The following is a 24,945-nucleotide window of genomic DNA, read 5'->3' on the forward strand; positions in this document are numbered from 1 at the left end:
ATTGCGAATGCGTGCCTTGCAACTTGCTTCGGCCCGGTTCCGGCCTCTGCCGGCACGGACGCTTCTGCGTCCGGGGTCTCCGGGACTCAATCGCGAACCGACCCTTTCCTGCGGGACGGTTCCTTCTCGAGCGGTCTCCGCCCGATGAGGTCGAATATCAGACCTGCCTGGGGAAGCATGCGTGTCACGCGCCACACCAGCGGTGTGGCCGCCCCATCCGGGATTCCGCTGGAATCCAGCAGGCGGGGCAGCAACAACACGGCGATGGCCAGGCGCACAAGCCCCGAAATCAGGAACAACCAGACCAGCGGACTGGCAACTGTCCAGTGCAGCCCGGCCAGCCCGATCGAGACGGGAAGCCAGTCCCCCAGCCACCCGCCCAGCAGAGCCCCCAGAAACATCGCCAACCCGCTGGCCATGCCGTGCAGGGCCATCAGGACCACCCGGCGTTCGGGCGGGATCAGATCATAGACGAAGTTGCCCGCGCTCAGCGAGTATCCGGCCCAGACCGTGCCGCTGAGAGCCTGGACCATGATCAGGTATATCGGGTGACCAGAAAAAAGCCAGAGCGCGGGCAGCAGCGGCAGCAGGATTCCGGTGCCCAGCAGGATCCTGCGGTTGCCCAGTGAGTCGCTGAGCTGACCCCAGCGGTTGAGGGTCAGAAACTGCACGAACACCGACACGGCACTGACGATCATGAAGGTACGGTAGCTGAATCTCAGGTCGCGCAGCATGAACAGCACGAAGAAGGGCGAGGCGATGCCCACCCCGAACTGCATGGCGGAGAAGAAGAGCGAGAATCGCGCGAAAGGCGAGGACTTGACCCGCTGCCAGAGCTGCCCCAGGGGAGGCAGACGAAGCGCGGCCACCGAGCCGGGCGGGTCATGCATGCGGCTGAGATGCCAGATCGAGATCAGCCGCGCGCTGAGCCCCGAGGCGAAGATCAGCAGAAAGCCGACCGTGGTCAGCTGCCAGCGGGTGAATTGGTCCAGGGTCAAGCCCGAAATGGCCAGGGCGCTGAAACCGGTGATCGAGCAGAGGCGCGTGCGCATGCCGAAATAGCGGCCACGGCGGTCTTCGGGCACCAGGTCGCCCATCAGGCTGCTCCACTGGGGCGAGGCCATGTTCACGCCCCCGAAGTACATCACGGCGCTCAGGATGATCAGGGGCACAGCGTGCGCGGGCAGCAGCAGGGGCAGCAGGGCCATCGGGACCAGTGCAGCGGCCTGCAGACCGGCACCGGTCAGTATGATCACCCGGCGACGACCGGCCCGTCGCCCCAGCCAGGCCCCCAGCAGCTGGCTCAGGCTGCCGAGCAGGGGAGGCAGCGAGGCCAGCAGTCCGATCTGGGAGGCCCCGGCCTGGAAATGCAGTGCCCAGGCCGAGAACCAGCTCTCCGTGCCACCACTGAGCACCGTATACGCCACTCCGTCCTTCACGGAGTGTTGCAGCGAGCGGTCGATGATGGGGTCTTCAGCATGCCGACCCATGGGTTCTCCAGCTGGGAAATGCGAGCGGGCAGGACTCCGGGCGTACAGCGTGTGACGGTCGGATGGAATCGGTCCTACTTGCGGTCCATCTGCCAGGCCCCGTCCCAGTTGGGGCGCGGACTGCCCACCAGAATCCGGCAACGCTGGCGCAGGGTCGCACCGGGGCCGTCAGCCGGCCAATCCTCCACATGGCGTTCGAACAGTGCCAGGGCGCTGGAGAAGTCTCCCTGTTCGTACAGGTCCCAGGCGCGCTGGTAACTGTCCCTGCAGGCGAGATCCGGAAACTGGTGTGGCAGGTAGAGCGCATGGATTTCCACCGGGTCCTGCTTGCCCATCACACGGATCCGGTCCAGCCGCCTGGAGGCGAAGACCCCGCCGGTGGCATCCAGTGTCTGGCGTGAGACCAGGATCCCGGTGCCGTAGGCCTTGGTCAGCCCTTCCAGGCGGCTGGCCAGATTCATGGCATCGCCGATGGCGGTATACGAGAAGCGCAGTTCCGACCCGAAGTTGCCCACCAGAACCGGCCCGGTATGCACGCCGATGCCGATGGCGATATCGGCGAATGCGGTTCCCGCCAGCTCACGCCGCAGTTCCACCAGGCGGAGCTGCATGTCCAGGGCCGCCTGGCAGGCCCGGCGCTCCTGATTCTCCAGAGGCAGGGGGGCACCGAAGATGGCCACCACCGCATCGCCGATGTACTTGTCCAGAGTGCCGCCGTGGTCCAGCAGCACATGGCTCATCGCGGTGAGATAGCGGTTGAGCAGGCCACCCAGCTCCGACGGATTCAGGCCTTCGCTCAACTGGGTGAACGAGCGGATGTCGGAGAACAGCAGGCTCAGGGAGCTGCGCTCGCCGCCCAGCCGGAGACGGTCGGGATGCTCAAGCAGCTCCGTGAGCACGTCGCTGGACACATAGCGCGAGAATGCGTCGGTGATGAAGTGCCGGTCATTCACTTCGCCGCGCAGCCGGAACAGCACCACTCCGCCACCGGCCAGCAGGGCAGCCAGCAAAGGCAGCAACAGCGGCAGCAGCAATCCCTGGCTGCGCAATGCCAGCAGGGCCAGGATCCAGATCGCGGCCAGAACCATGCCCAGCACCAGACTGCCCACCCAGAGACGCTTCTGGGCGAAGCCCGCCCCGGAGATCAGCGCTGGCAGAGCCAGCAGCCAGGCCAGCCCCTGGCCGCCCAGGTGTTTCACCGGGTCCCCGTTGAGCAGGTTGGAGATGGCGGTGGCCTGGATTTCCACTCCGGGGAAGGAGTCTTCAAGCGGGATCGGTTTGAGGTCCAGGCCCGGCAGCGAAGAACCGATCAGCACGAGCTTGTCCTTGAGGTATTCCGGGTCCAGTCGCCCTTCCAGCACATCGTAGAACGAGACGCGCCGGAAGGTCCACGAAGGGCCGCGGTAGTTCAGCACCAGCATGCCTTCCCGGTCCAGCTGCACCGCCAGGCTGTCGCCCGTCCCCGAGAACATCGTCAGCTGTCCCGGGTCCCGGCGGATGCCCAGCTCGGGCCAGCCCAGAGTCTGGGCGGTTGCCGCCAGGGCCAGCGAGGGGTAGACCCCTCCCGCGAATTCAACCAGCAACTGGCTGCGCCGGAACACGCCTCCCGGGTCAGGAGTGCCGTTGACGAAGCCCCAGGCCGCACCCGCCGCCAGCAGTTCGGGCATCCCGCATTCCACCCTGTCCAGAGTCCAGAGTGCGTCTCGAGGTCCTTCGTAGGAGAGGCCCGCATCCTGCCGCAGCTCGTCGGGCATGCGATCCATCGGGTAGAGGAATGCACTGGAATCCGCATTGCTGAACTGGCAGGCCAGCACCACGTTGCCGCACTCCCGGGCCGCGTTCACCAGGGGATTGTCCGCTTCCGGCTCGGGGCTGGGATCAAAGAGCATGTCCAGAACCACCGTGCGGACGCCGGCATCCTTCAATTGGTGGAGCAGAGTCGCCATGCGCTTGCGGGGCCATGAATGGTAGCGTCCCAGCCGGTTGATGCTGCGCTGGTCGATGTCCACGATCAGGATCCGCTGGTCGGATGGGCGGGGATTGGCAGGCAGGGCGCGCCAGAGCAGGTCCTGGAGAGGGGCTTCCCAGTTGCTGAAGAGACGCGAGCTCAGGGGAATCCAGTCAAGCAGCAGGCAGGCCAGCACGGCGGTGGCCGCGATCGCCACCACCCAGCGAGGATGGGTCCAGCGCCCCTTGTCAGTCACGGGGGAGGGTCAGGTCGCGCTCCTCATTCCAGCGGACCCACTCCGATTCCCGGTCCTTGACGCGGTCGATGGTCTGCAGGGTGGCCCGGCCATCGGGGTGTACCACAAGCTGCATGCCTTCGCGGATCTGGATCCACTCCTTCAGGCTCACCGACTTGGGACCCGCCACGGACTTGGGACCGCCCTTGGACTTGGGAGGACCGTTGGAGGCCCTGGGAGCCATCACGGGCGGCGGCACCGCCGAACCGGGGTCGCCATTGACGTCCACCTGGCCTTCGTAGACCCAGACCGAGAGATCGCTGGACTGGCCGGCTTCGGCACGGAAGGTGGTGCCGCGAATCGCCATGACCGCGTTGGAACTGCGGACCCGCACACCGGCACCGCTGAGATTCTTCCAGACCGTGTAGACGCTGCCTTCGATCAGCTGCAGCACACCCTCCAGGAGTCCGTCCTCGGAGGTGTCCAGCTCGGCCAGGCTGATTTCGGTCATCTCATTCAGGCGCTGGACACTTTCCAGCACTTCAAGTTCGGCCCGGCTTTCCTTGCCCGTGCGCAGTTCGAAGTTGCGGGAAAGAGGCATGTTGGCCTGCACCGGAGTCCAGTCGCTCTGACCCTTTTCCCGGTAGTAGACATCGCCCACGGACCAGCTCAGGCGTCCGAAGACCGCCTCATCGGGGGCGGCCAGGGCCGAGGGCAGGACACCCAGTCCCAGCAGGACGAACAGCAGCAGGGCGGTCAGAGCGGACAGCCTGGACATGATGGATTCCCTGGATTGTGACGTGTCGCGACCGGTTGGCGCCCCGGCGGCTGCGGGCCGCTCTGGCACTCGACGTGCCGTGCCAACCTAAGCAGAAAGTGCTGGAATTGGAAGCCGGATCTGCGGGCTCTGCCGGCAGTCCGGCACGCGGAGATGCCGAATGGCAGAAACCGGAGCCCGGCCAGGCCGGACTCCGGTTCCAGAATCGACAGTGGACCTGGCTCACTCCGCCAGGAAGTTGCGCAGCACCGTCTGGAGGATGCCGCCGTTGCGGTAGTAGTCCACTTCCACGGGCGTATCGATGCGGCAGAGGGTCTCGAACTCTCCACTGCCCTTGCCTTCGGCACAGACCCATTTGACGGTGACTTTCTGGCCAGCCTTGAGCTGGTCGGTCAGCGGGATGGTGAAGATTTCGGTGCCGTCGAATCCCAGACTGGCCATGCTCTGGCCGTCGAGGAACTGCAGGGGCAACACGCCCATGCCCACCAGGTTGCTGCGGTGGATGCGTTCGAAACTTTCGGCGATCACGGCGCGCACCCCAAGCAGGAAGGTGCCCTTGGCGGCCCAGTCGCGGCTGCTGCCCGTGCCGTACTCCTTGCCGGCGAAGATCACCAGGGGAGTGCCGCTCTCCTTGTACTTCAGGCTGGCGTCATAGATCGGAATCACCTCGCCGTCGGGGAAGTGTCTGGTCCAACCGCCTTCGGTGCCCGGGGCCAGCAGGTTGCGCAGGCGAATGTTGCCGAAGGTGCCGCGGGTCATCACGCGGTCGTTGCCGCGGCGAGCGCCAAAGCTGTTGAAGTCCTTCTTCGTGACACCGGCGGCCTTGAGGAAACGACCGGCGGGCATTTCCTCGGGAATCGCGCCCGCAGGGCTGATGTGATCGGTGGTCACGCTGTCGCCCAGCCAGGCCAGGGTGCGCGCATTCTCGATCGAGCCGATCGGGGATGTCTCACGCGGCATGTCAAAGAAATCCGGCTCCTGGATGTAGGTCGAGTCCGGGTTCCAGTCGTACAGGTCTCCGCCGCTGACCGGAATCGCGTTCCAGTCGGCGTTGGATGCGCCCACGCCCGAGTAGATCCGGCGGTAGGTCTCGGGGTCCATCGCCTGTCCCAGCAGCTCGTCGATTTCCTTGTTGCTGGGCCAGATGTCCTTGAGAAACACTCCGCGCCCATCGCTGCCGATGCCCAGAGGCTCGGTTGCCAGATCCAGGGACACGCTGCCCGCCAGGGCGTAGGCGACCACCAGCGGAGGACTGGCCAGATAGTTGGCCTTGATCCGGGCGTGGATCCGGCCCTCGAAGTTGCGGTTGCCCGAGAGCACGCCGGCCACCACCACATCGCTGCCCGCCAGTGCGCTTTCAATGGCGTCGGGCAGAGGGCCCGAGTTGCCGATGCATGTGGTACAGCCATAACCGACCACATTGAATCCCAGCTTTTCCAGGTAGGGCAGCAGGCCGGTCTTGCCCAGATAGTCGGTCACCACGCGGCTGCCCGGAGCCAGGCTGGTCTTGACATGGGACGAGACCTTGAGCCCGGCCTCGACGGCCTTCTTGGCCAGCAGGCCCGCGGCCAGCAGCACACCCGGGTTGGAGGTGTTGGTGCAACTGGTGATCGCGGCCAGCACCACGTCGCCGTGTGTCAGATCCTTGCCGCCGGACACGGCGGCCCGGGCTTCCAGGCGCGCACCGTCCAGGCCGAAACCCTGGGTGCCCGCGGGTGCCGAGAGACTCTTGCGGAACTCCTGTGCCACATGATGCAGGCTGACCCGGTCCTGGGGCCGCTTGGGCCCTGCCAGGCTGGGTTCCACGCTGGACAGATCCAGTTCGAGGGTGTCGGTGTACACGGGGTCGATGCTGCCTTCCATGCGGAACAGGTTCTGCTCCTTCATGTAGCGTTCGACACACTGCACCAGTTTTTCCTCGCGGCCCGACTGGCGCAGGTAGCGCAGGGTGCCGGCATCCATGGGGAAGAAGCCCATGGTGGCCCCGTATTCGGGGGCCATGTTGGCCAGAGTGGCGCGGTCGGGCAGGCTCAGGTGATCCAGACCGTCGCCGAAGTACTCGACGAACTTGCCGACCACACCTTTGCGCCGCAGCATCTGGACGGCCCAGAGGGTGATGTCCGTGGCCGTGACACCTTCGCGCGGGATGCCCGTGAAGCGGAAGCCCACCACTTCGGGGATCAGCATGTAGATCGGCTGCCCCAGCATCACCGCTTCGGCTTCGATGCCACCCACGCCCCAGCCCGCGATGCCCAGACCATTGATCATGGTCGTGTGACTGTCGGTGCCCACGCAACTGTCGGGGAAGATCACCGTGCCGCCGCTCTCGGGGCGCTCGAGCACGCCCTTGGCCAGATACTCGAGGTTCACCTGGTGTACGATGCCCACGGCGGGCGGCACGACCTGGAAGTTGGCGAAGGCCTGCTGGCCCCAGCGCAGAAAGCTGTAGCGTTCGAGATTGCGTTCGAACTCGATGGTCGTGTTGGCGGCCAGGGCGCCCGCGTTGCCGAAGTGATCGACCTGGATGCTGTGGTCAATCACCAGGTCCACGGGCACGATCGGGTTGATGCGATTCGGATCGCCGCCCATGCGCTGCATGGCGCTGCGCATGGCGGCCAGGTCGACCACGCAGGGCACGCCGGTGAAGTCCTGCAGGATCACACGGGCCGGGCGGTAGGGAATCTCGGCCGCCTCGGGCCGGGCGGGATTCCAGCCGGCCAGACGCCGCACGTCCTCCTCGCGGATCACGTAGCCATCGCAGTTGCGCAGCACGCTTTCCAGCAGGATGCGGATGGAGTAGGGCAGGCGGCTGACCTGGCCCATGCCGGCACGCTCGAGGGCGTCCAGTCGGTAGATGTAGGCAGGGCCGGAGCCAGTTTCGAAGGTGTCCCGGGCGCCAAGGGTGTTCAATTTCTGCATGAGATCCCCACAGGTATGGTGGCGGTGTTGGTTTCAGTGGGCTTCAATATAATGCAAGCCGGCTGGCCTGTGGATCGGCAGTGCGCGCATCGACCTTGCGCTGCCCCGACCCCGGGTTCGCCCCCACACGGCCACTGCCGGGAAAGGATTCATGAACGACGAGACGAAAATTGTCCGGGAAAGCATCTGGATCACGGGGCGCAATCCTGTGCTGGAAGCATTGCAGGCCGGACTGCGAGCCGAGGAACTGCTGTTGCGCAAGGGTCTGGCCGGCGCTCAACCCGAGAAGGCCCGCCGGATGGCCCAGGTGCGCCACATTCCGGTGCGCGAACTGGACGAAGGCGGCATGGACCGCCTGCTGAAAAGTCCCGAGCATCGCGGCATGGCGCTGCGCCTCGAGCTTCCCAGCCCGCTGAGCTGGGATGAATTCCTTTCCCGTCATCAGGAATCCGGCGGACAGCTGGACCAGCTCTGCCTGGTGCTGCTCGATGGAGTGCAGGATCCCCACAATCTGGGCGCGATCCTGCGCACGGCGCACTCGGCGGGCGTACACGCGGTGATTCTTCCCGAACGCGGAGTGGCGCCACTGAGCGCGGCCGTCTTCCGGGTCTCCGCCGGTGCCCTGGCCTGGCAGACTCTGGTGCGCGTGCCCGATGCGGCCTGGTTCCTGGATCGTCTGGCGCCTCTGGGGTTCAACCGGATCGGACTGGACAGCCACGCCGGCCCCTTTCTGAATCAGACACCGGCCAGCTTGCCGGTCTGTCTGGTCCTGGGCGGAGAAGGTCGCGGCCTGGCCCATCGGGTGCAGGAGAGACTGGACAGCCTGGTCCGGATTCCCATGCGAGGCCGTGTGGACAGCCTGAACGTGTCGGTGGCGGCGGGCATCGTGATCTATCATTTCATGGCTGAAACGGAAGCCATCGGGGAGGAGGGGCCCCATGTCTGAGTTCGCCAGTCCGGATGGACACGCCGCACGATTCGCGCGGCTGTCTTCCGAAGAGCAGGCCCAGGTCACCCGCGCGGCCGGGGCCTGTGCCCGCCTGATGACGATTCTCAAGCTGCTGCGTGCCCCGCAGGGCTGCCCGTGGGACCGGGAGCAGACCCACGAGAGCCTGAAGCCCTACATGCTGGAAGAGTGCCACGAGGTGATGGCGGCCATTGATTCGGGAGACCCGCGGGAACTTCGCGAGGAACTGGGCGACCTGCTGCTGCATGTGCTCTTCCAGGCCGAGATCTCGGAAGAGAATGGGGAGTTCGACAGCGCGGATCCCATGGATCACATCGCTGAAAAGCTGGTCCGCCGGCACCCCCATGTCTTCGGGGATCTTGAGCTGAGCACCAGTGCCGAGGTCGAACGCAACTGGGAGGCGATCAAGTTGCGCGAGAAGGGGCACAAAGGCCAGGAGCGCTCGGTCCTCGATGGGGTGCCGCGCACCCTGCCCGGCTTGCTGCGCGCGCAGCGCATCCAGGAAAAGATGGCGGGCGTGGGCTTCGACTGGGCCGATGCCTCCGGGGCGCGAGCCAAGCTCCAGGAGGAAACGGGCGAGTTGCTGGAAGCCCTGGACCAGGGACGGCTGGCCGAGGCCCGTGGGGAATTCGGGGACTTTCTCTTTTCCGTGGTCAATCTGGCGCGCTTTCTGGACATCCACCCTGAAGATTCCCTGCGTCTGACCAACGACAAGGTCACACGGCGCTTCCAGCATGTGGAGCGCCGTCTGCGCGAGAGCGGCCTGGATGCCGCCTCGAGCGACCTGGCCACCATGGATCGTCACTGGGACGAGGCGAAGGCACTGGAACGTTCAGGTGGCAATGGAGACGCACACGACTCGTCGGCAGGCTGAGCCCCGATCGGGCGACCCGATCTTCCTGCTGAAACGGGACTGGCTCAATGCCCGGAGCGACCGGAGTCCCGTGCGACATGGCCTGCAGTTGCGGGAGTGGCGAGGGGCCCAGGCTCTCTGCTGGGGCGGTCTGGCCCATCTGACGGGCGAAGCGCCCGCGGATCTCAGCGAACTTGCCCGCGAACTGTTGGGCTGTGGGTGCCGCCAACTGCTTGCAACACGCATCCCGGAACAGGCTCTCGAGTCCGCCGGCTGGATTCCCGCGCCCGGGAAACCCTGGCGGGCTTTTTTTCGTCCAGCGAACTCAACCCAACTGAAGATTCCTGCAAGCACCGACGATAAGCTGCTTACTGCCGGTTCTGTCAGAACCAGCTTTGAAGCTCCCGAAGCCGCTCTGCTGCATTACGGGCAGGAACTGGCGGAGCTGATGACGGCTGTCGGTGTGTGGCATTCGCTGTGGACTCCGGACTCGTGCCGGGCCTGGATGCTGGAAGCCTTCAGCGGCGACCATGGCTGCCTGCTGGAAGCCCTGCGGGTTCAGCCGGCGGACCGGCACAAAGGGTGCGCCGGTCGTCTTGTGACCGCAGCGGCGCCCAGGCAGCGCGATTGCTGGCTGTTGGCTCAGGAGTCGACCACCACACGCGAGTTCTGGAACCGCCATGGTTTCCTGCCCGCGGGTGTGTACGGACTCTTCCAACCGACTTTCTCCGGCCTGGACTGACGCTCCAAGCTGCTGTTTGTGCTTGAATAGCTGCGTTTGCGGTCGTATTGTGAACAGGCGTCCAGACGGGATGATCCCCGAGCGCGTCTCACACGGCTCGACCCATGGATGCCGCACTTCAGAACTCGTGTCCACCTTGTTCCGCAGCGGCGGAATGGAAATCTGAACTACACCTGGAGGGGCCATGTATTCTTACAAGGTTGTCATTGAATGCGAATCCCTTGACAAACGTTTCCGGCTGACCGCTGGAGAGGTGGTCTCGGGCAACGGCAACTTCGTGGGCAAGGTCGGGGTGCTCAAGGACGGAAAGTGGGATCTGGTCGACCGTGAAAGTCTGGAACGGGTGCGCTCCGGCGCGGAACGCCGGCGTGGTCCGGATGACCGCCGCAGCGGCACGGATCGTCGCGACCTGATGGAAGAAGCGTCCCTCTGAAGCCACTTCCGTGGTGTTTCACGCTGGAGAGGCCCCTCCACAGCGGCTTCCGGGCGTGTGACGAGCGTTTTTTCCTGATTTTTCGCTTGCAAAGGGCTCGCACGGTCGTCTATATTGGGGCCGATTGACACCAGGTGGTGTCGAAATGCCCCGTATTCACTCATTCCGGAGGTGATCACCATGGCTGAAGCCAAAGGGCCATTCAACAAGGGTGACCTGATCGACTTTGTTGCCAAGAAGACCGAGCTGACCAAGACCGACGCGAAGAACGCGGTCGAGGCGGTGCTGGAAGGCATCAAGAAGAACACCAAGATCGGTGTACGGTTGGTCGGGTTCGGAAGCTTTGACACCCAGAAGCGCAAAGCCCGCAACGGCTTCAACCCCCGCACGGGCGAGAAGATCAAGATCAAAGCCTCCAAGACGGTCAAGTTCCGTCCCGGCAAGGCTTTCAAGGAAGGTGTCTGATCCTTCCCCGCAGGCTCATCATGGGGTGTCCTTCACGGGACACCCTTTTTTGTGCACGCTCCCGGGGGCTGGGCGTTGCAACTCTTGCGATCCGCCTTTATATTCGCTGCTCTTCGATTCGGCATCAACGGGGCGTTGCGCAGCCCGGTAGCGCGCCTGCTTTGGGAGCAGGAGGTCGTAGGTTCAAATCCTATCGCCCCGATCACGGGCACGACGTCGCGCACACCCTGCGTCATGCGCCCGTAGCTCAACCGGATAGAGCAACGGCCTTCTAAGCCGTAGGTTGAAGGTTCGAGTCCTTCCGGGCGCGGTTGAAATCCTGGTGGATGTAGCTCAGTCGGTTAGAGCGCCTGGTTGTGGCCCAGGAGGTCGTGGGTTCAAGTCCCATCTTCCACCCTTGTGCATTCTCGAGACGGCCCCATCGTCTAGCGGTTAGGACTCAAGATTTTCATTCTTGCAACAGGGGTTCGATTCCCCTTGGGGTCATCAACGGCGCTTCGGCGCCGTTGATCTTTTGTGCCGGTGCCCATGGACAGGCTGGTCCTGGGTACCGGGCACCCTCTGCAGTGGAGGAGCAAGCCTTTCTGCCTCCGCAGGGGGCACTTTTGATTTCAGGTCGTATATTCGCCTGTCCTGCAACTCAGGCCACAAGACGCGGAACTTCCCCAGGCCCCTGGCTTCGGGAAGGAATGCACTGAAGCTCCCTGCGCTCTCCCTTCAGCAGGGAGCTTCTGCTTTCAGGCACTTCCCTGAGAGCGGAACCCCCCGCCAACTGCCGTCGACGGGGGGGAATGCACTGAAGCTACCTCGGCTCTCCCTTCCTCAGAAGCTTCCGCGATCCTGGACAGTTTCAGTCCCGCAACATGAAACCGCCAGTTCCAGGATGATGTTCAGCGAACACAGTCCCGCGCTCAGACGCGCGAGCGCGAGAGATTGATGTGGGTGACCGCACCCGGTTCCTTGCCGTTCTCTCTTGGAATCACGAATCCGGACTGACGCTCCCACTCTTCCAGCCCAAGGGCCCGGGCCCAGACACTCTCGAAAAGCATGATGCATGCGGTGGCGAAACCGGGGTCTTCCAGCACGACCATCGAGAAATCCCCCGATGGTTGTCCGGGCACCACGGGCAGCGCCAGCATCACCCGGCGCCGGTCGAACACGAACATCTTCACCGGCAGGTCGTCGACCACCCGGATGTCCCGGATGCCCATCGCGAGCATCTGGCGGATTCCGGGATAGAGCCAGGGCAATTGATCCGGCTCCATCATGTTGAGCGTGCGAAAACGCACACCGCGCGCCACACAGGATTCGCTGGTTTTCTGTTGCTCCTCGTGGAAGCCGGGATCGCCTGCCGAGTAGGGAGTACGGTTGAAACAGAGGATCTCTTCGCGGGCCTCGCGGATCAGACGCAGGAAGCTGCGATTGATCTGCTCCTTGTTGTGCAGGACCTGGACCCGGTCGGCGCCATGCTCCTCGTCGCGGCCCTGACTGAAGAGTTCCTCGAGAACCCCGTAGGTCTCCCGCGCGGACTTCTTCTGCTGCTCCAGCTCCTTCTCGGCGCGCTCGAGCAGCTGCAGGGGAGGAATCGCCGAGTAGTGGCGGTGCTTTTCCGCCAGGCGCTCGCGCACCAAGCCCCGGCCCAGCATTTCCGTCAGGATGGCGTAGGTCCTGGGCCGATTGACACCCGTCAGGCGATGCAGTTCACCCGCGGTCAACTCCGGCCGCTTGACCAGCTCCAGATAGAAGCGGGCTTCGTTTTCCTTGATGCCCAGGCGAGTCAGGGCAAGTGTTATATCCGTGTCGGACATCGGCCTCTCTTTTGTTGTCAGGGCGCAGGATAACAGAATCAGATTCTGTTGTCAACAGGGTGACAACAAATTTTTGCGAATGGGCGGTGGCGGAGAACTCCCATCGCTGGCCTCATGGGAGAGCTCCTCGGAGGACCGGAGGTGAGCGTGGTTCTGCTGGTCACCGAGTTTCGGCGGGGCGCCAGGGATCGGAATGTGGAGCGAGGGCCGCGACGGGATGTGGGATCGGACCGCCTGCCATGGATCACGTGGTTGGCGCAGAGGCTCAACGCTCCGGAGTTGACCCGGCGCTTGCGCTCCTGTCGGCCGTCAGATCCGATCGTGTCATGCCTGGTTTTCAGGGAGAGTCTTCAGGGCTGCGGTGGAGGCGACAGAGAACACCCCCGGCCGGGGCAGGGGGTGTATTGTGCAACGATCAGATCCCGGGGGTACGGGACACGTGATCAGAAGGGCCAGAATCCATTGTCGTGCCAGTAATCCTCGCGCAGACTGTCATTCAGTTCGACCATGTATCGGTAGTGGTCGTCTTCCCAGGTGGAAAGCCAGTTGAGGATTTTCTTGAGCTCCGCGTCTTCCACCTTGGTGGCGGCTTCCTTGTAGAACGCGCTGGCCTCCTTCTCGAGCACGATCGCGATGTCCACGGCCGTCGTGTCGAAACTGGAACTGGCCAGACCCTTGCGGATCGCCTGTCCGATGATCGGATCGTGAATGTCGAATCCGGGAGTGCGTTCCTCCTTCAGCAGACTCTCATTCCAGTTGCCCTCACGGCGCCAGCTCTTGTACAGTTCCGCCAGAATGCGCTTGTGCTCGCGCTCTTCCTCGGCGAACTCGTTGAAGAACATCTTCGCCGTCTCGTTGGTCATGCGCTCGGCCGCGTTGGTGTAGAATTCGTATCCACGATTCTCGACCATGATGGCGTACTTGAAGACGTCTTCGATGGACTTGAAGTCCAGTTCCTTGATGGCCATGTCGCCTCCTGCTCGCGCCAGACCGATGAGATGTGGCTGACGATGTTTGGTCCGAAATGATGCCGCAAGGTATGCCAGCGGAACAGTCAGAGGCTTGTTCTGTGTCAAACAGCGTCATGACGCGCGTCAGGCAGCGGAGAGTGTTTGGCAAGACAGGAATGGCAAGTCTTGCCAAAGGTTTGCTGCGCACTTGATCTGAAACAAGACTCCGGAATGAAATGTCAATAATTTAACAGGAAAATCGACAGATCATCGGAGGTCCCATGAAAGCGCGTGTGCTGTCCAAAGGTGCCAGAGATTTCGTGGACGATTCCCGTCTTCAGGCACTGCTGAATCAAACGGGGGAGCCGTCGCCCGCGCAGTTCAGAGACGTGCTTGACCGCAGCCTCGCGCTTCAGGCACTGGAGCCGGAAGAGACCGCGGTCCTGCTGCGCACCACCGATCCAGAGCGTGTCGAGGAGATTCTGGCGGCCGCACGCCAATTGAAGCACCGCGTCTACGGTGACCGGATCGTGCTGTTCGCGCCGCTCTACGTCGGCAATCGCTGTGTGAATGACTGCAGTTACTGTGGATTCCGGCGCAGCAACACCGATGCCCTGCGCGTGACTCTGGACTCCGCGGATCTGGTGAAACAGGTCCAGGCTCTCGAACAGCAGGGGCACAAGAGACTGATTCTGGTTTTCGGCGAACACCCCGACTATGATGCTGGAATGATCGCGCGTACGGTTCGCGAGGTCTATGCGATCCGCAACGGTGCCGACCAGATCCGCCGGGTCAACATCAACGCCGCTCCGCTGGACGCTGCCGGCTTCCGTCTGGTGCACGAGGCAGGCATTGGAACCTACCAGATCTTCCAGGAGACCTATCACCACGCGACCTACTCCCGCGTGCACCCGCCGCATACACTCAAGGGCGATTATCTCTGGAGACTGGACGGCCTCAACCGGGCCTTCGAAGCCGGCTGTGACGACATGGGCATCGGCGCGCTGTTCGGACTGTACGACTGGCGCTTCGAAGTGCTGGGACTGGTGAATCACAGCCGCGAGCTCTTCGCCCGCTATGGTGTGGGGCCGCACACCATCAGTTTTCCTCGCCTCCAGCCGGCTTCGCATGTCACCCAGGTCTGGCCATGGCAGGTCAGCGACCATGATTTCAAGCGTCTGGTGGCCATTCTGCGACTGTCCGTGCCCTATGCGGGCATGATCCTGACCGCGCGCGAAACCGAAGAGATCCGCAACGAGCTGATGGATTTCGGTGTCTCACAGATCGACGCGGGCACCCGTCTGGAACTGGGCGGGTACACCGAGGCTGCCGACGCCGAGAATCTGGAGCGCGAACAGTTCGCCCTGGGAGATCATCGCGAACTGGACCAGGTGATTGCCGGTCTGCTGGAGCAGGGACACATCCCCAGTTTCTGCACGGCCTGCTATCGGGTGGGGCGCACGGGCGAGCAGTTCATGGAATTCGCGATTCCCGGCTTCATCGAGCGTTTCTGCACACCCAATGCCTTGCTCACGCTCTGCGAATACCTGATGGATCACGCCAGCGAACCCACGCGGCAAACGGGTCTGCGCCTGATCGAACGGGAACTGGACAAGCTGCCCGAGAGCGGGCAGAAAGCGGTTCTGGTGGAACGTCTTGGGCGGATTCGCAGCACGCCCGAACGCGACCTCTACTTCTGAGGACTGCACCATGAAGACGAGGACCGAAGAGGACAGTCTGGGCAGTCGCCAGATTCCCGCCGAGTCCCTGCTGGGCATTCACGGAATCCGGGCGCTGGAGAACTTCGGCCCCTCCGGGAGAGCCCTGAATCCGGCCCTGCTGAAGGCTTTCGCACGGGTCAAGCAGGCCTGTCTGCGCGTCAACCATCGATTGACACCCTGGCCCGACCAGCAGATTTCCGCGATGGAACAGGCCTGTGAGGAGCTGTCCGCCGGGCGCCACCTGGACCAGCTGCCCCTGGATGCGCTTCAGGGCGGAGCGGGCACCAGCACCAATCTGGCGGTCTGCGAAGTGCTGGCCAATCGGGCCCTCCAGATCCTGGGCCTGCCCGCGGGCAGCTACGACACGATTCATCCGAGCGAGGACTTCAACCGGCACCAGAGCACGAACGACACCTTTCCCACGGCCGTGCGTCTGGCCGCGCTCTGGAAGCTGCAGGCTCTGGAACAGACACTCGGTCGTCTTTGTGACTCAATCAGCCAGTGCGAGCATCGTTTCGCGGGCGTGGTCCGCATGGGGCGTACCCAGTTCCAGGACGCCGTGCCCCTGAGTCTTGGCAAGGGCATCGGCGCGTGGGGCGAAGCGCTGGGCCGGGATCGCTGGCGTCTGCAGAACGCGGCGGAGCGGCTGCGCGTGATCAATCTGGGCGGCACCGCCATCGGCACGGGGGCTGGCGCGCCACGTGAATACATCTTCGCGGTGGCCGCAGAACTGAATCGGCTGACCGGCCTGGGGCTCTGCCGGGCCGAGAACCTGTTGGAGGCGACCCAGAACGTCGACAGTTTCGTCGAGGTCTCCGGTCTGCTCTGTGCGTGTGCCACCACCCTGCAGAAAGTCGCCGGCGACCTGCGTGTGCTCTCGGCACGCCGGGAATCCGGTCTGGCCGAGCTCTGGCTTCCCGCGTTGCAGGAAGGCTCGTCGTTGATGCCGCGCAAGATCAACCCGGTGATTCCCGAGGCCGTGATCCAGCGCAGTCTGACCGTGCAGGCCAACCACCAGCGGATCTGCGGAGCCGCCGCCCTGGGATCCCTGGAACTGAATCCCTTTCTGCCCCTGATTGCCGACGCACTGCTGGAAAGCATTGAGCTGCTGGACTGGTCGTGCTCCGCGCTGGACGCACGCGTGCTGCGCGGGCTGGAATGTGATCCGGGTGCCTGTGCCCGGGGGCTGGAAGGCTCCACGGCGACACTCACGGCCCTGATTCCCCGGTTGGGACACGACGGCGCCATGCGTCTGGGGCAGCTCTGGCAGGAACAGGGTGGCAGTCTGAAGCAGTGTTTCCTGGACCTGCCCGGGATGAGCGAACAGGATTGGGACGACCTGCTGGGCGAGGAAGCCGTCACCCGGCTGGGATGGCTGGACGCCGGGCCAGAGGGGAGGAGAGTCCAATGAGGTCCACACCTGCGGGCCTGCGCCTGCGCATCGGACTGCTGGGACGGCGAAACGCGGGCAAGTCGGCCCTGTTGAATGCCCTCGCGGGGCGCGAGTGCTCGCTGGTCAACGAGCAGCCGGGCACCACCACCGATCCCGTGATCAAGGCCATGGAATGGCGACCGCTGGGACCCGTGCAGTTGATTGACACCGCCGGTCTGGACGACACGGGCGAACTGGGCGGCGAACGAGTGCGGCGCACGCGCCAGATACTGCCCCGGCTGGACCTGGCGCTCCTGCTGGCGCCTGCCGGATGCTGGGAGCAGCCCGAGAAGGATCTGCTGGAGGAGCTGCGTCGTCTCGAGCTGCCGCTGCTGGTGCTGTTCAGTCAGTCTGACCGGGCTCAGCCCGATCCTGGCGTGTTGCTAAGCCTTCGAGAAGCGGGCCTGAGCTGCATCGTGTGTTCGGCGCACAGCGGCGAGGGGCTGGATGCGTTGCGCCTGGCAGTGACAGAGACGCTGCTGCCACGGCGCCCCCGGGGTGTCAGCCTGCAGGATCTGGTGCCGCCCGGCAGGCTGGCCCTGCTGGTGGCCCCCATTGATGAAGAAGCTCCCGCCGGGCGCCTGATCCAGCCTCAGGTCCAGATTCTGCGCCAGCTGCTGGACCAGGGCTCGCTGGCGATGCTCGTGCGGGAGCGGGAGCTGCGTCCCGCACTGGCGGGATTGAGCACGCCCCCCGCGCTGGTGATCACCGATTCGCAGGCCTTTCTGAAGGTGGCTGCCGACACGCCCGAGGATGTGCCGCTCACCAGTTTCTCGATCCTGTTCGCCCGGGAAAAGGGTGACCTGCGCTCGTTCGTTCAGGGAGCGCACGCCATCGGGGGGCTGCGCCCGGGCAACCGCGTGCTGATGGCCGAGGCCTGCGCGCACCATCCCGGGGGCGAGGATATCGCCCGGGTGAAACTGCCCCGCTGGTTGCGCACCGTGGTGGGAGGCGAGCTGGAGTTCACCCACGTCCGGGGCCACGACTTTCCGGCGCAGCTGGATGGATTCAGTCTGGTGGTGCATTGCGGAGCCTGCAGTTTCGGCCGCAGCGAACTGCTCTCCCGCGTGGCTCTCTGCCGCCAGCAGGGCGTGCCGATCACCAACTTCGGTGTGGCCATCGCCTGGTCGCTGGGCATCTTTCCCCGCGCGCTGGCCCCATTTCCCGAAGTGGCCGACCTGCTGCCCCCCGTCTGAGAGGCCCCGGACGCGGCGTCAAGCCGCCGCGCGCCATGACCCGGATCAACCCACGTACGGGGGCGCAGCCCGACCTTCGGCCATCTGTCAGGCCCCCATCCGACGGATGCCAAGTCACCCGCCGCGGCCCGATGGAACTTCGGCCCGAAGGGAGGATTCCCATGCATCACAAGGATCTGAACCTGGAAGCCCTGGTCCGTCGCCAGGCCCGCCTGCTGGAACTGCAGGATTCCCTGCGCGCGCAGGGAGTGCAGAATGCCCGTTTCATCACCATTTCCCGCGAGTTCGGTTGTGCGGGAATCCGTCTGGGACTGGGCCTTCAGGAAGCATTCAACGAAGGCCGGCCCGAGAGCGCCCAATGGGCCGTGTACGACCGCAAGGTCTTCGAGGCCATGGAGGGGGACCCGGAACTGACACGGCGCCTGTTCGAAGACGCCATGCATGAACGCCCCCAGATCGAGGCCTACCTGTACACGACCTTCGGGGTGCGTCCGGAAGATCTGTTCCTCTTCCGGCGCTGGTCAATGGCGATCCGGCGTCTGGCCGAGGCCGGCAACTGCATTCTCGTGGGACGGGGCGCGCACCTGGTGACCCGCGACCTGCCCGGCGCCCTGCATCTGCGGGTGGTGGCCCCCTTCGACTGGCGTGTCCGCCAGGTCCAGGAAAGCCATCACCTCGATCCGACACTGGCACACGCCCTGACCCGCCGACGCGACAAGGAGCGGCGCCAGTACCTGGAGCACTACTTTGACCGCACCGACCTGGACCTCTCCGACAGCGACCTGGTGCTCAACAACGCCCGGGTCAGTCTGGAGGAGATGATCACGCTTCTCCTGTCCCTTTGCCGCAGCCGCGGGCTGCTGGCCGACTGAGATCCACGCGCAAACTGGAGCCCGCATGAAAACCGTGTTCGAACCCTTCCGCATCAAATCGGTCGAGCCCATTCGCCTGAGTACGCCCAGCGAGCGGGAGGTCTGGATCCGGGAAGCCGGATACAATCCATTCCGTCTGCATGCCGACCAGGTGCAGATCGATCTGCTGACCGATTCGGGCACCGGTGCGATGAGCACGGAGCAATGGGCCGGGATCATGCGCGGCGACGAATCCTACGCGGGCGCACGCAGCTTCTTCCGTTTCGAGAGCGCGGTCAAGGGCATCTTCGGACACGCACACGTGATTCCAACCCATCAGGGACGCGCGGCGGAGAAGCTGCTCTGCCAGGCCTGCCTCGGACCCGATTCCGTGGTACCCGGCAACACGCACTTCGACACCACGCGAGCCAACATCGAGTTCACGGGGGCCCAGGCGCTGGACATGCCGATCCCCGAAGCCCGCGAGATGGGCAGCGAGCATCCCTTCAAGGGCAACATCGATCTGGATCGCCTGCGTGAGACACTGGGCCGTTACGGAGCAGCGCGGATACCCTTCGTGCTGATCACCATCACCAACAACAGTGGCGGAGGCCAGCCGGTCAGTCTGGCCAATGTGCGTGCCGCGCGCGAACTGTGTCTGGCGGCCGGAGTGCCCTTGCTGATCGACGCGGCACGTTTCGCCGAGAACGCTTGGTTCATCAAGCAGCGGGAACCGGGGCAGGCGGAGCGCAGTCCGCGCGAGATCGCGCGCGAGCTGTTCTCGCTCTCCGACGGGGCCATGATGAGCATGAAGAAGGACGCCTTCGGCAACATCGGTGGCGTGTTGACTCTCAACGACGAGGAGCTGGCGGGCCGGGTGCGCAATCTGCTGATTCTCACCGAAGGATTTCCCACCTACGGCGGGTTGGCCGGGCGCGACCTGGACGCGCTGGCAATCGGGCTGGAGGAGATTCTGGACCCGGATTATCTCGAGTATCGCATCAAGAGCACGGCCTATGTGGGCTGGCATCTGGATGCGGCGGGCGTGCCTCTGCTGAAGCCCTTCGGCGGACACGCGATCTATCTGGATGGCCGCCGATTCTGCGATCATCTGCGCAACGAGCAGCTGCCCGGCTGGGCGCTGAGTGTGGCGCTGTATGTGCATGCGGGCGTGCGGGCCTGCGAGATCGGCAACGTGATGTTCGGTCACCCTCACGATCCGGACCCGGCCCTGCGCTGGCCCGCGATGGACCTGGTGCGGCTGGCGATTCCGCGACGCGTGTACACCCAGAGCCACATGGATTTCGTGATCGAAGGCATCACCGAGCTGCATGCCATGCGCAAGCAGATTTCCGGTCTGCGTTTCGTGACCCGCCCCGCGGTACTGCCGCACTTCACCGCGGAGTTCGAACCGATCTCCTGAACCGCGCTCACCCAGGAAACATCCAGACGCCGGTGCCTGCACCGGCGTTTGCCATCGGGGGGGCAAGAGGCATGCCGGGCCGGGCGGAGCACAAAAGAACAGCGCCGGTGCAGGGCACCGGCGCTGACGTTTCGTGCGTGCAAGCGACGCTTACTTGCGGTACTCGACACCCGTGGCGAAGAAGGTGATCTCGCCCAGGGTCTTGGTGCCTTCGGCGGCGGCGGTCTGGGTCACGGCGGGTCCCGCGCAGGTCTTCCCGTCGGCGGCGTGCTCTTCCTTGGCCTCTTCGCCGGTCTTGGCCCTGTCGGCGCAGCCGTCGATCCACTGGCCCACCGCGAAGCCCTTGAGGGCCACGGTGCCGTCGGCCTTGGTGTCAAACTTGAAGGCATCATCCTTGGCGCGCACCAGGATGTAGGGATCGCCTTCATGGTAGGTGCCGTTGGCCAGCCAGAGCTTGCAGCCGCTCTTGCAGGTGCTGATCACGGTACCCACCAGGGTGATTTCCTGCTTTTCCAGGCTGTTGAATTCCTGGGTCAGCTGGGACAGCGTGTACTCGCTGGTCTGCGGTGTCTCGCTCGCCCACACACTGGTGGCGCAGAACAGGGCCAGCAGCAGGGCCAGGCCATTGCGGAACAGTTTCATCTTTCACTCCTTCGACTGTGACGGTTCAGAACCGGTGTTTCCTGCGGATCTTGAAATAGAGCACGATCCCCGTGAGCGAGAGCACACACAGGGCAAGCGCGATGGCGTCGTAGAAGAAGCGCCCCCAGGGTTCCCCGAAGAAACTTCCGTTGTGCAGATCGATCACCAGCCACATCACGGGCACGCTGTGCGCCTCTTCGGGAAACAGATCCCCCAGCCCCTGATTCTCGCGGGTACGGTCCAGACGATCCTGGTAGCCGTCGGGCAGGATGCTGGTCGGGACGCGCAGCGAGTTGAGGAATTTCAGGTCGTGGTGATGGTTGTACAGGATGCCCGTCAGCGAAATCACCAGCATCAGCACGCTGATGAAGAGGCTGATCGCCTTGTAGTAGCCAAAACTGTACAGATGTACCTTGCGCCACGTCTTCATTGGATTCCGTCAGCTGGTGGTCACGGTGCCGTGCAACGGGGCGAATGTCAGGTTCGAGGTGCCGTGATGGCATGATCTGCATCAAACGGCAGACAGCTTCCCGCAGAATCCCCAGGAAAGGAACAGCATGAGCACTCCACTTCAGTCGGTTGAAATGCGCATTCTCGGAGCTCTCATCGAGAAGCGTCTTTCCACACCCGAGTACTACCCGCTGACCGCCAACAGTCTGCAGGCGGCCTGCAACCAGAAGTCGAACCGGGATCCCGTTCTGGAGCTGGATGCCACCCAGGTGGAGCAGGGGCTCGCATCCCTGCGCGCCCGCCAGCTGGTGAGCGCGGTCAGCGGAGCGGGCCAGCGCTCCGGCAAGTACATGGAGACCTTCTGCGAGCGCAATGCACTCAATCCGCGCGAGCAGGCCCTGCTGGCCGAATTGCTTCTGCGTGGCCCCCAGACTCCCGGTGAACTGCGCTCGCGTTCCTCGCGCATGGCCGAATTGGGCAGTCTGGACGAGGTGCACGCGCTGCTGGACTCGCTGGCCAATCGGGACATACCCTTCGTGCATCAGATGGATCGTCTGCCCGGCAAGTCCGAACGCCGCTGGTGCCAGCTGCTGGGTGGAATGGTGGAGGAGGCTGGAGCCAGCGACCCGCCGGCTCCCGCGCTGGGGGCGCCCTGGACCGAGGAGCTGGACGAGCTGCGCTCGCACGTGCAGGATCTGCAGCAGCAATTGGCTGCGCTGCGTGACGAGTTCGCCCGATTCAAAGTGCAGTTCGAGTAGCGGGAGCAAGCCGACGGGACCCGGAAGGCCCGCACACGGTCAGTGGAAGATCCGGGTCAGGCCGCCAGCGGACAGGGCCGCGATGTCCGTGAGCACCAAGGGCAGGGCCAGTCCGCCCGGGTAGGCCAGATAGCGGGCTTCCCACTCCGGGTGGAACTTCTGCTTGTAGGCCCGCAGGCCTTCGAAATTGTAGAAGGCGTCGCCGTGCCGGTAGACGAAACGTCCCGCGGGCGACCACAGTTTCGAGAAGGGCGAGGGTTCCAGCCCCGAGAGTGGGGCCATTCCCAGATTGAAGACCCGGTATCCCCGGGCCTGGCTCCAGAGCATCAGGTGGGCGAACAGGGCGTCCATCAGTCCATTGGGGGCATCGTCGGCAAAGCGCATCAGATCCACGGACATTTCTTCGTGATCCGCGCCCGGAAGAAGATTGCTGAAGGCCAGGATCCGGCCCTCCTGCTCCAGGACGGCCACCGGCAGGCGGGTGAGGTAGTCCCGACTGAAACACCCCAGCGAAAAGCCCTTTTCGCTTGCCGATTTCCGCGTCAACCATTGTGAGGACACGCTCTCCAGGGCATCCAGCGCCTCAGCGACTTCCGACTCAGGAATCACGCGGAATCCAATGCCCAGGCGTTCGCAGCGGTTCAGCACCGTACGCAACTCACGGTAGCGTCCACCCTGCAGGGTAAAACCCTCCAGCGGCACACGGGCTTCGTCCCCCAGTTTCACCAGCGCCATGCCCAGGTCCGCGTAATGCGAGAGTCGGGAGCCCTGGACCTGGTAGAACACAGGGCGTCCGCCCCAGTCATGGACCTGCTCCACGAAGGCCCGGACCAGAGCGGGAGCCGATTCCAGTGGGCCGACCGGATCGCCCAGTGCGGCCCAGGTTCGGCCGTGCACGCCATACATCACGAAGGCATCCTGATTGGGGCTGAAGAGCAGAGCCTTGTCGCGCACCAGCGCCAGCCAGCCCTGTGTGCCCGACTGAGTCTGGATCACGGCGCGCGCGCGGTCCAGCTCCGCGTCGTCCGGCAGGCGGATGACGCGCTTGAGGGGGCGCAGCAATCTCCAGCTCGCGAATCCCAGCAGGGTCACGGCGGCTCCCACGCTGGCGCGCAGGAATCGGGGCGCGTCCTGGTCCAGGGCGACCTTCCACCAGAGCGTGTCACTGTACTCCACGTGCCGGTAGGCGAAGGCCCCCAGCCAGAGCGAACTCAGCAGCGCGCCGCCGATGGCCAGGATCCAGGCCCGGGTGAAGCGGGTTTCCGCGATGTCCGCCCTGCGGTCGAAGAAGGCCCGGCTTGGGATGAAGGCCGCCAGCATCAGTCCCAGCAACACAGCCTCTTCCCAGTCGCCCGCCTTGAGCAGGGACATCACAATCCCGGCCGCCAACAGCGCGATCGCCAGGAAATAGGCACTGCGCAGCCGCCTGGAGACGGCCTGGGCCAGCAGAAGAAGTCCCACACCCAGGATGCTTGCCAGAAAGTGTGACAGATCCAGCAGCTCTTCCGGCAGCAGCCTGGACATCGCCAACAGGCGCGAATGCTCGGCTGGGGTGGCTCCCGAAAGCAGCAGAATGAGCCCGGCGGCAAAGCAGAACACGGCCAGCACCCGGGGGGCCAGCAAGGCGGAGGTCTGCCCGAGCGAGCGCCCCAGAACCGCCAGACGGGACCGGTGCTGGCGCAATTCGTCGCTCAGCAGCACCAGCAATGCGGTGGCCAGAGGCAAGGCGTAATACACCAGCCGGTAGAGCAGCAGCGAGGCCAGCAGGCTTTCGCTGGGCACCTGCGACCCCAGCAGGGCCAGCAGGCTGCCTTCGAAGACGCCCAGCCCTCCCGGCACATTGCTGGCCACACCAAGGAACTGCGCGGCCAGAAAGGCTCCCAGAACCGTCGTGAATGGCGGCCCCCCCGCGGGAAGCAACGCGGCCAGCACCGACGCCGCCAGCAGCCAGTCCGTCGAGGAGAGCGCCAGTTGAGCCAAAGCTCGCGGCAGCCCCGGAAGGCGCACGCGAAAGGAACCGATCACCAGCTCTTCGCGGCGAGTTGCGTTGACCGCCAGGTAGGCTCCCACGAGTGCCAGCATCAGCAGCCCCAGAAGACGAGCGCTCAATTGGCCCAGGCCTTCTTCGAGCTGAAGGGAGGAGTGGAACAGCAGACTGATGCTTCCCAGACTCAGCAATCCCAGCCAGTATCCCGCGGAGTTGAAGGCCACCAGCCAGGCCAGGTTTCCGGCTCCCAGGCCCCAGCGCGAGAAGAAGCGGTGTCTCACGGAAGTGCCCGAAAGCAGGGCGAAGCCCACATTGTTGCTGATCGAATAGGCAACCAGCGAGGCCAGCATCACGCGCCAGCGGCGCACGCGCAGACCCAGCCAGCGGGTGCCCAGCAGGTCATTGCCGGACAGCACGAGGTAATTGAGGGCCGTCAGCAGCAGGGCGAGCCAGAGGGCACGGGCTGGGATCCGGGTGAGTGCGGTGTGCAGATCGCGGTAGTGCAAACCCTGCAGTGTGCGATGGAGGACGCCGGCGGCAAGCAGGAAGAGCAAGAGGGCCAGAAGGGGTGGACCGGCACTCCGCAGAATCGCCATGAAGGCCATCAGCGGTCCTGGTGTCGCCCGCCGGGGCTCGGACTGGTCCTGATTCACGCCTGCCCTCTCCTGCTTGTGCGTCACGCGGTACTCGACCGGATCGGTTCTGGTTACGCAGAGTCCGCTAGGTCGCAGTGCCCGGCCCCGGTTCCCTGCACCAAGTGAGCAATGGCACGCGCCGCATGCAAGTCCACCCTGGACCACGCGCGGTTTCCTGCCCGGCTCATGTCCTTCGCAATCCGGGCACATCCACGTTATATTCCGTCCCGCTGCCCAGCGAGGACTTGCCGGGCAGGCACCG

Annotated in this window: 20 protein-coding genes and 4 tRNA genes; 15 read left to right on the top strand and 9 right to left on the bottom strand. The window is 64.5% G+C overall.

The features are described from left to right. Positions 1-86 precede the first annotated feature (86 nt). The 4 genes from H6678_11780 to acnA all read right to left on the bottom strand — a co-directional run bounded on the left by H6678_11780 (position 87) and on the right by acnA (position 7,370). Positions 87-1,490 (bottom strand): MFS transporter, encoded by a 1,404-nt coding sequence (locus H6678_11780; protein MCB9474483.1) that lies wholly within the window; start codon positions 1,488-1,490, stop codon positions 87-89. Positions 1,491-1,564: 74 nt separating this feature from the next. Beyond that, positions 1,565-3,694: an adenylate/guanylate cyclase domain-containing protein gene (locus H6678_11785; GenBank protein MCB9474484.1), complete on the bottom strand. Its 2,130-nt coding sequence runs from the start codon at positions 3,692-3,694 to the stop codon at positions 1,565-1,567. Further along, positions 3,687-4,451, bottom strand: coding sequence for a FecR domain-containing protein (locus H6678_11790; protein MCB9474485.1), 765 nt, complete (start codon positions 4,449-4,451; stop codon positions 3,687-3,689). Before H6678_11790 ends, H6678_11785 begins: the two co-directional genes overlap by 8 nt. A 222-nt stretch (positions 4,452-4,673) precedes the next feature. Continuing rightward, positions 4,674-7,370 (bottom strand): aconitate hydratase AcnA, encoded by a 2,697-nt coding sequence (gene acnA, locus H6678_11795; protein ID MCB9474486.1) that lies wholly within the window; start codon positions 7,368-7,370, stop codon positions 4,674-4,676. A 151-nt stretch (positions 7,371-7,521) separates the two neighbouring features. Between acnA and rlmB the strand changes: the two genes are divergently transcribed. The 9 genes from rlmB to H6678_11840 all read left to right on the top strand — a co-directional run bounded on the left by rlmB (position 7,522) and on the right by H6678_11840 (position 11,316). After that, positions 7,522-8,316: a 23S rRNA (guanosine(2251)-2'-O)-methyltransferase RlmB gene (gene rlmB, locus H6678_11800; protein ID MCB9474487.1), complete on the top strand. Its 795-nt coding sequence runs from the start codon at positions 7,522-7,524 to the stop codon at positions 8,314-8,316. Then, positions 8,309-9,211, top strand: coding sequence for a nucleoside triphosphate pyrophosphohydrolase (gene mazG / locus H6678_11805; protein ID MCB9474488.1), 903 nt, complete (start codon positions 8,309-8,311; stop codon positions 9,209-9,211). Before rlmB ends, mazG begins: the two co-directional genes overlap by 8 nt. 70 nt (positions 9,212-9,281) lie before the next feature. After that, positions 9,282-9,932 (top strand): hypothetical protein, encoded by a 651-nt coding sequence (locus H6678_11810; GenBank protein MCB9474489.1) that lies wholly within the window; start codon positions 9,282-9,284, stop codon positions 9,930-9,932. Positions 9,933-10,116: 184 nt separating this feature from the next. Next, on the top strand, positions 10,117-10,365 hold the full coding sequence (locus H6678_11815; GenBank protein ID MCB9474490.1) for a hypothetical protein: 249 nt from the start codon (positions 10,117-10,119) through the stop codon (positions 10,363-10,365). A 180-nt stretch (positions 10,366-10,545) separates the two neighbouring features. Beyond that, positions 10,546-10,830 (top strand): HU family DNA-binding protein, encoded by a 285-nt coding sequence (locus H6678_11820; GenBank protein ID MCB9474491.1) that lies wholly within the window; start codon positions 10,546-10,548, stop codon positions 10,828-10,830. A 128-nt stretch (positions 10,831-10,958) separates the two neighbouring features. After that, a tRNA-Pro gene (locus H6678_11825) sits at positions 10,959-11,032 on the top strand. Between the two features lie 34 nt (positions 11,033-11,066). After that, positions 11,067-11,140, top strand: a tRNA-Arg gene (locus H6678_11830). Positions 11,141-11,151: 11 nt separating this feature from the next. Next, positions 11,152-11,227, top strand: a tRNA-His gene (locus H6678_11835). Between the two features lie 17 nt (positions 11,228-11,244). Beyond that, positions 11,245-11,316, top strand: a tRNA-Glu gene (locus H6678_11840). A gap of 425 nt (positions 11,317-11,741) precedes the next feature. Here H6678_11840 and H6678_11845 read toward each other — a convergent pair. Both H6678_11845 and H6678_11850 read right to left on the bottom strand, forming a co-directional pair. After that, positions 11,742-12,638, bottom strand: a complete 897-nt coding sequence (locus H6678_11845) for a hypothetical protein (protein MCB9474492.1) — start codon at positions 12,636-12,638, stop codon at positions 11,742-11,744. A gap of 443 nt (positions 12,639-13,081) precedes the next feature. After that, positions 13,082-13,606 (bottom strand): ferritin family protein, encoded by a 525-nt coding sequence (locus H6678_11850; GenBank protein MCB9474493.1) that lies wholly within the window; start codon positions 13,604-13,606, stop codon positions 13,082-13,084. A gap of 263 nt (positions 13,607-13,869) precedes the next feature. On the opposite strand from H6678_11850, the gene hydG reads away from it, so the two are divergent. The 5 genes from hydG to H6678_11875 all read left to right on the top strand — a co-directional run bounded on the left by hydG (position 13,870) and on the right by H6678_11875 (position 20,211). Continuing rightward, on the top strand, positions 13,870-15,288 hold the full coding sequence (gene hydG, locus H6678_11855) for a [FeFe] hydrogenase H-cluster radical SAM maturase HydG (protein ID MCB9474494.1): 1,419 nt from the start codon (positions 13,870-13,872) through the stop codon (positions 15,286-15,288). Positions 15,289-15,298: 10 nt separating this feature from the next. Further along, on the top strand, positions 15,299-16,720 hold the full coding sequence (locus tag H6678_11860) for an aspartate ammonia-lyase (protein ID MCB9474495.1): 1,422 nt from the start codon (positions 15,299-15,301) through the stop codon (positions 16,718-16,720). Next, on the top strand, positions 16,717-17,937 hold the full coding sequence (hydF, locus tag H6678_11865; protein ID MCB9474496.1) for a [FeFe] hydrogenase H-cluster maturation GTPase HydF: 1,221 nt from the start codon (positions 16,717-16,719) through the stop codon (positions 17,935-17,937). The genes H6678_11860 and hydF overlap by 4 nt, the downstream gene beginning before the upstream one ends. Positions 17,938-18,098: 161 nt before the next feature. Further along, entirely contained in the window at positions 18,099-18,809 is a 711-nt protein-coding gene (locus H6678_11870) for a cytidylate kinase-like family protein (GenBank protein ID MCB9474497.1), read from the top strand. A 25-nt stretch (positions 18,810-18,834) separates the two neighbouring features. Further along, positions 18,835-20,211 carry a tryptophanase gene (locus tag H6678_11875; protein ID MCB9474498.1) on the top strand — a complete coding sequence of 459 codons (1,377 nt, stop codon included), beginning with the start codon at positions 18,835-18,837 and terminating at the stop codon, positions 20,209-20,211. 150 nt (positions 20,212-20,361) lie between these two features. Here the strand turns inward: H6678_11875 and H6678_11880 are convergent, their stop codons facing one another. Beyond that, on the bottom strand, positions 20,362-20,853 hold the full coding sequence (locus H6678_11880) for a hypothetical protein (protein MCB9474499.1): 492 nt from the start codon (positions 20,851-20,853) through the stop codon (positions 20,362-20,364). 25 nt (positions 20,854-20,878) lie between these two features. Continuing rightward, positions 20,879-21,283 (bottom strand): PepSY domain-containing protein, encoded by a 405-nt coding sequence (locus H6678_11885; protein MCB9474500.1) that lies wholly within the window; start codon positions 21,281-21,283, stop codon positions 20,879-20,881. A gap of 127 nt (positions 21,284-21,410) precedes the next feature. Here H6678_11885 and H6678_11890 point away from each other — a divergent pair, with 127 nt between their 5' ends. Next, entirely contained in the window at positions 21,411-22,061 is a 651-nt protein-coding gene (locus H6678_11890; protein ID MCB9474501.1) for a DUF480 domain-containing protein, read from the top strand. A gap of 39 nt (positions 22,062-22,100) precedes the next feature. Here the strand turns inward: H6678_11890 and mprF are convergent, their stop codons facing one another. Further along, positions 22,101-24,701, bottom strand: a complete 2,601-nt coding sequence (mprF, locus tag H6678_11895) for a bifunctional lysylphosphatidylglycerol flippase/synthetase MprF (GenBank protein MCB9474502.1) — start codon at positions 24,699-24,701, stop codon at positions 22,101-22,103. Positions 24,702-24,945 lie beyond the last annotated feature (244 nt).

This window comes from Candidatus Delongbacteria bacterium (assembly GCA_020634015.1).
Taxonomy (GTDB): domain Bacteria; phylum CAIWAD01; class CAIWAD01; order CAIWAD01; family CAIWAD01; genus JACKCN01.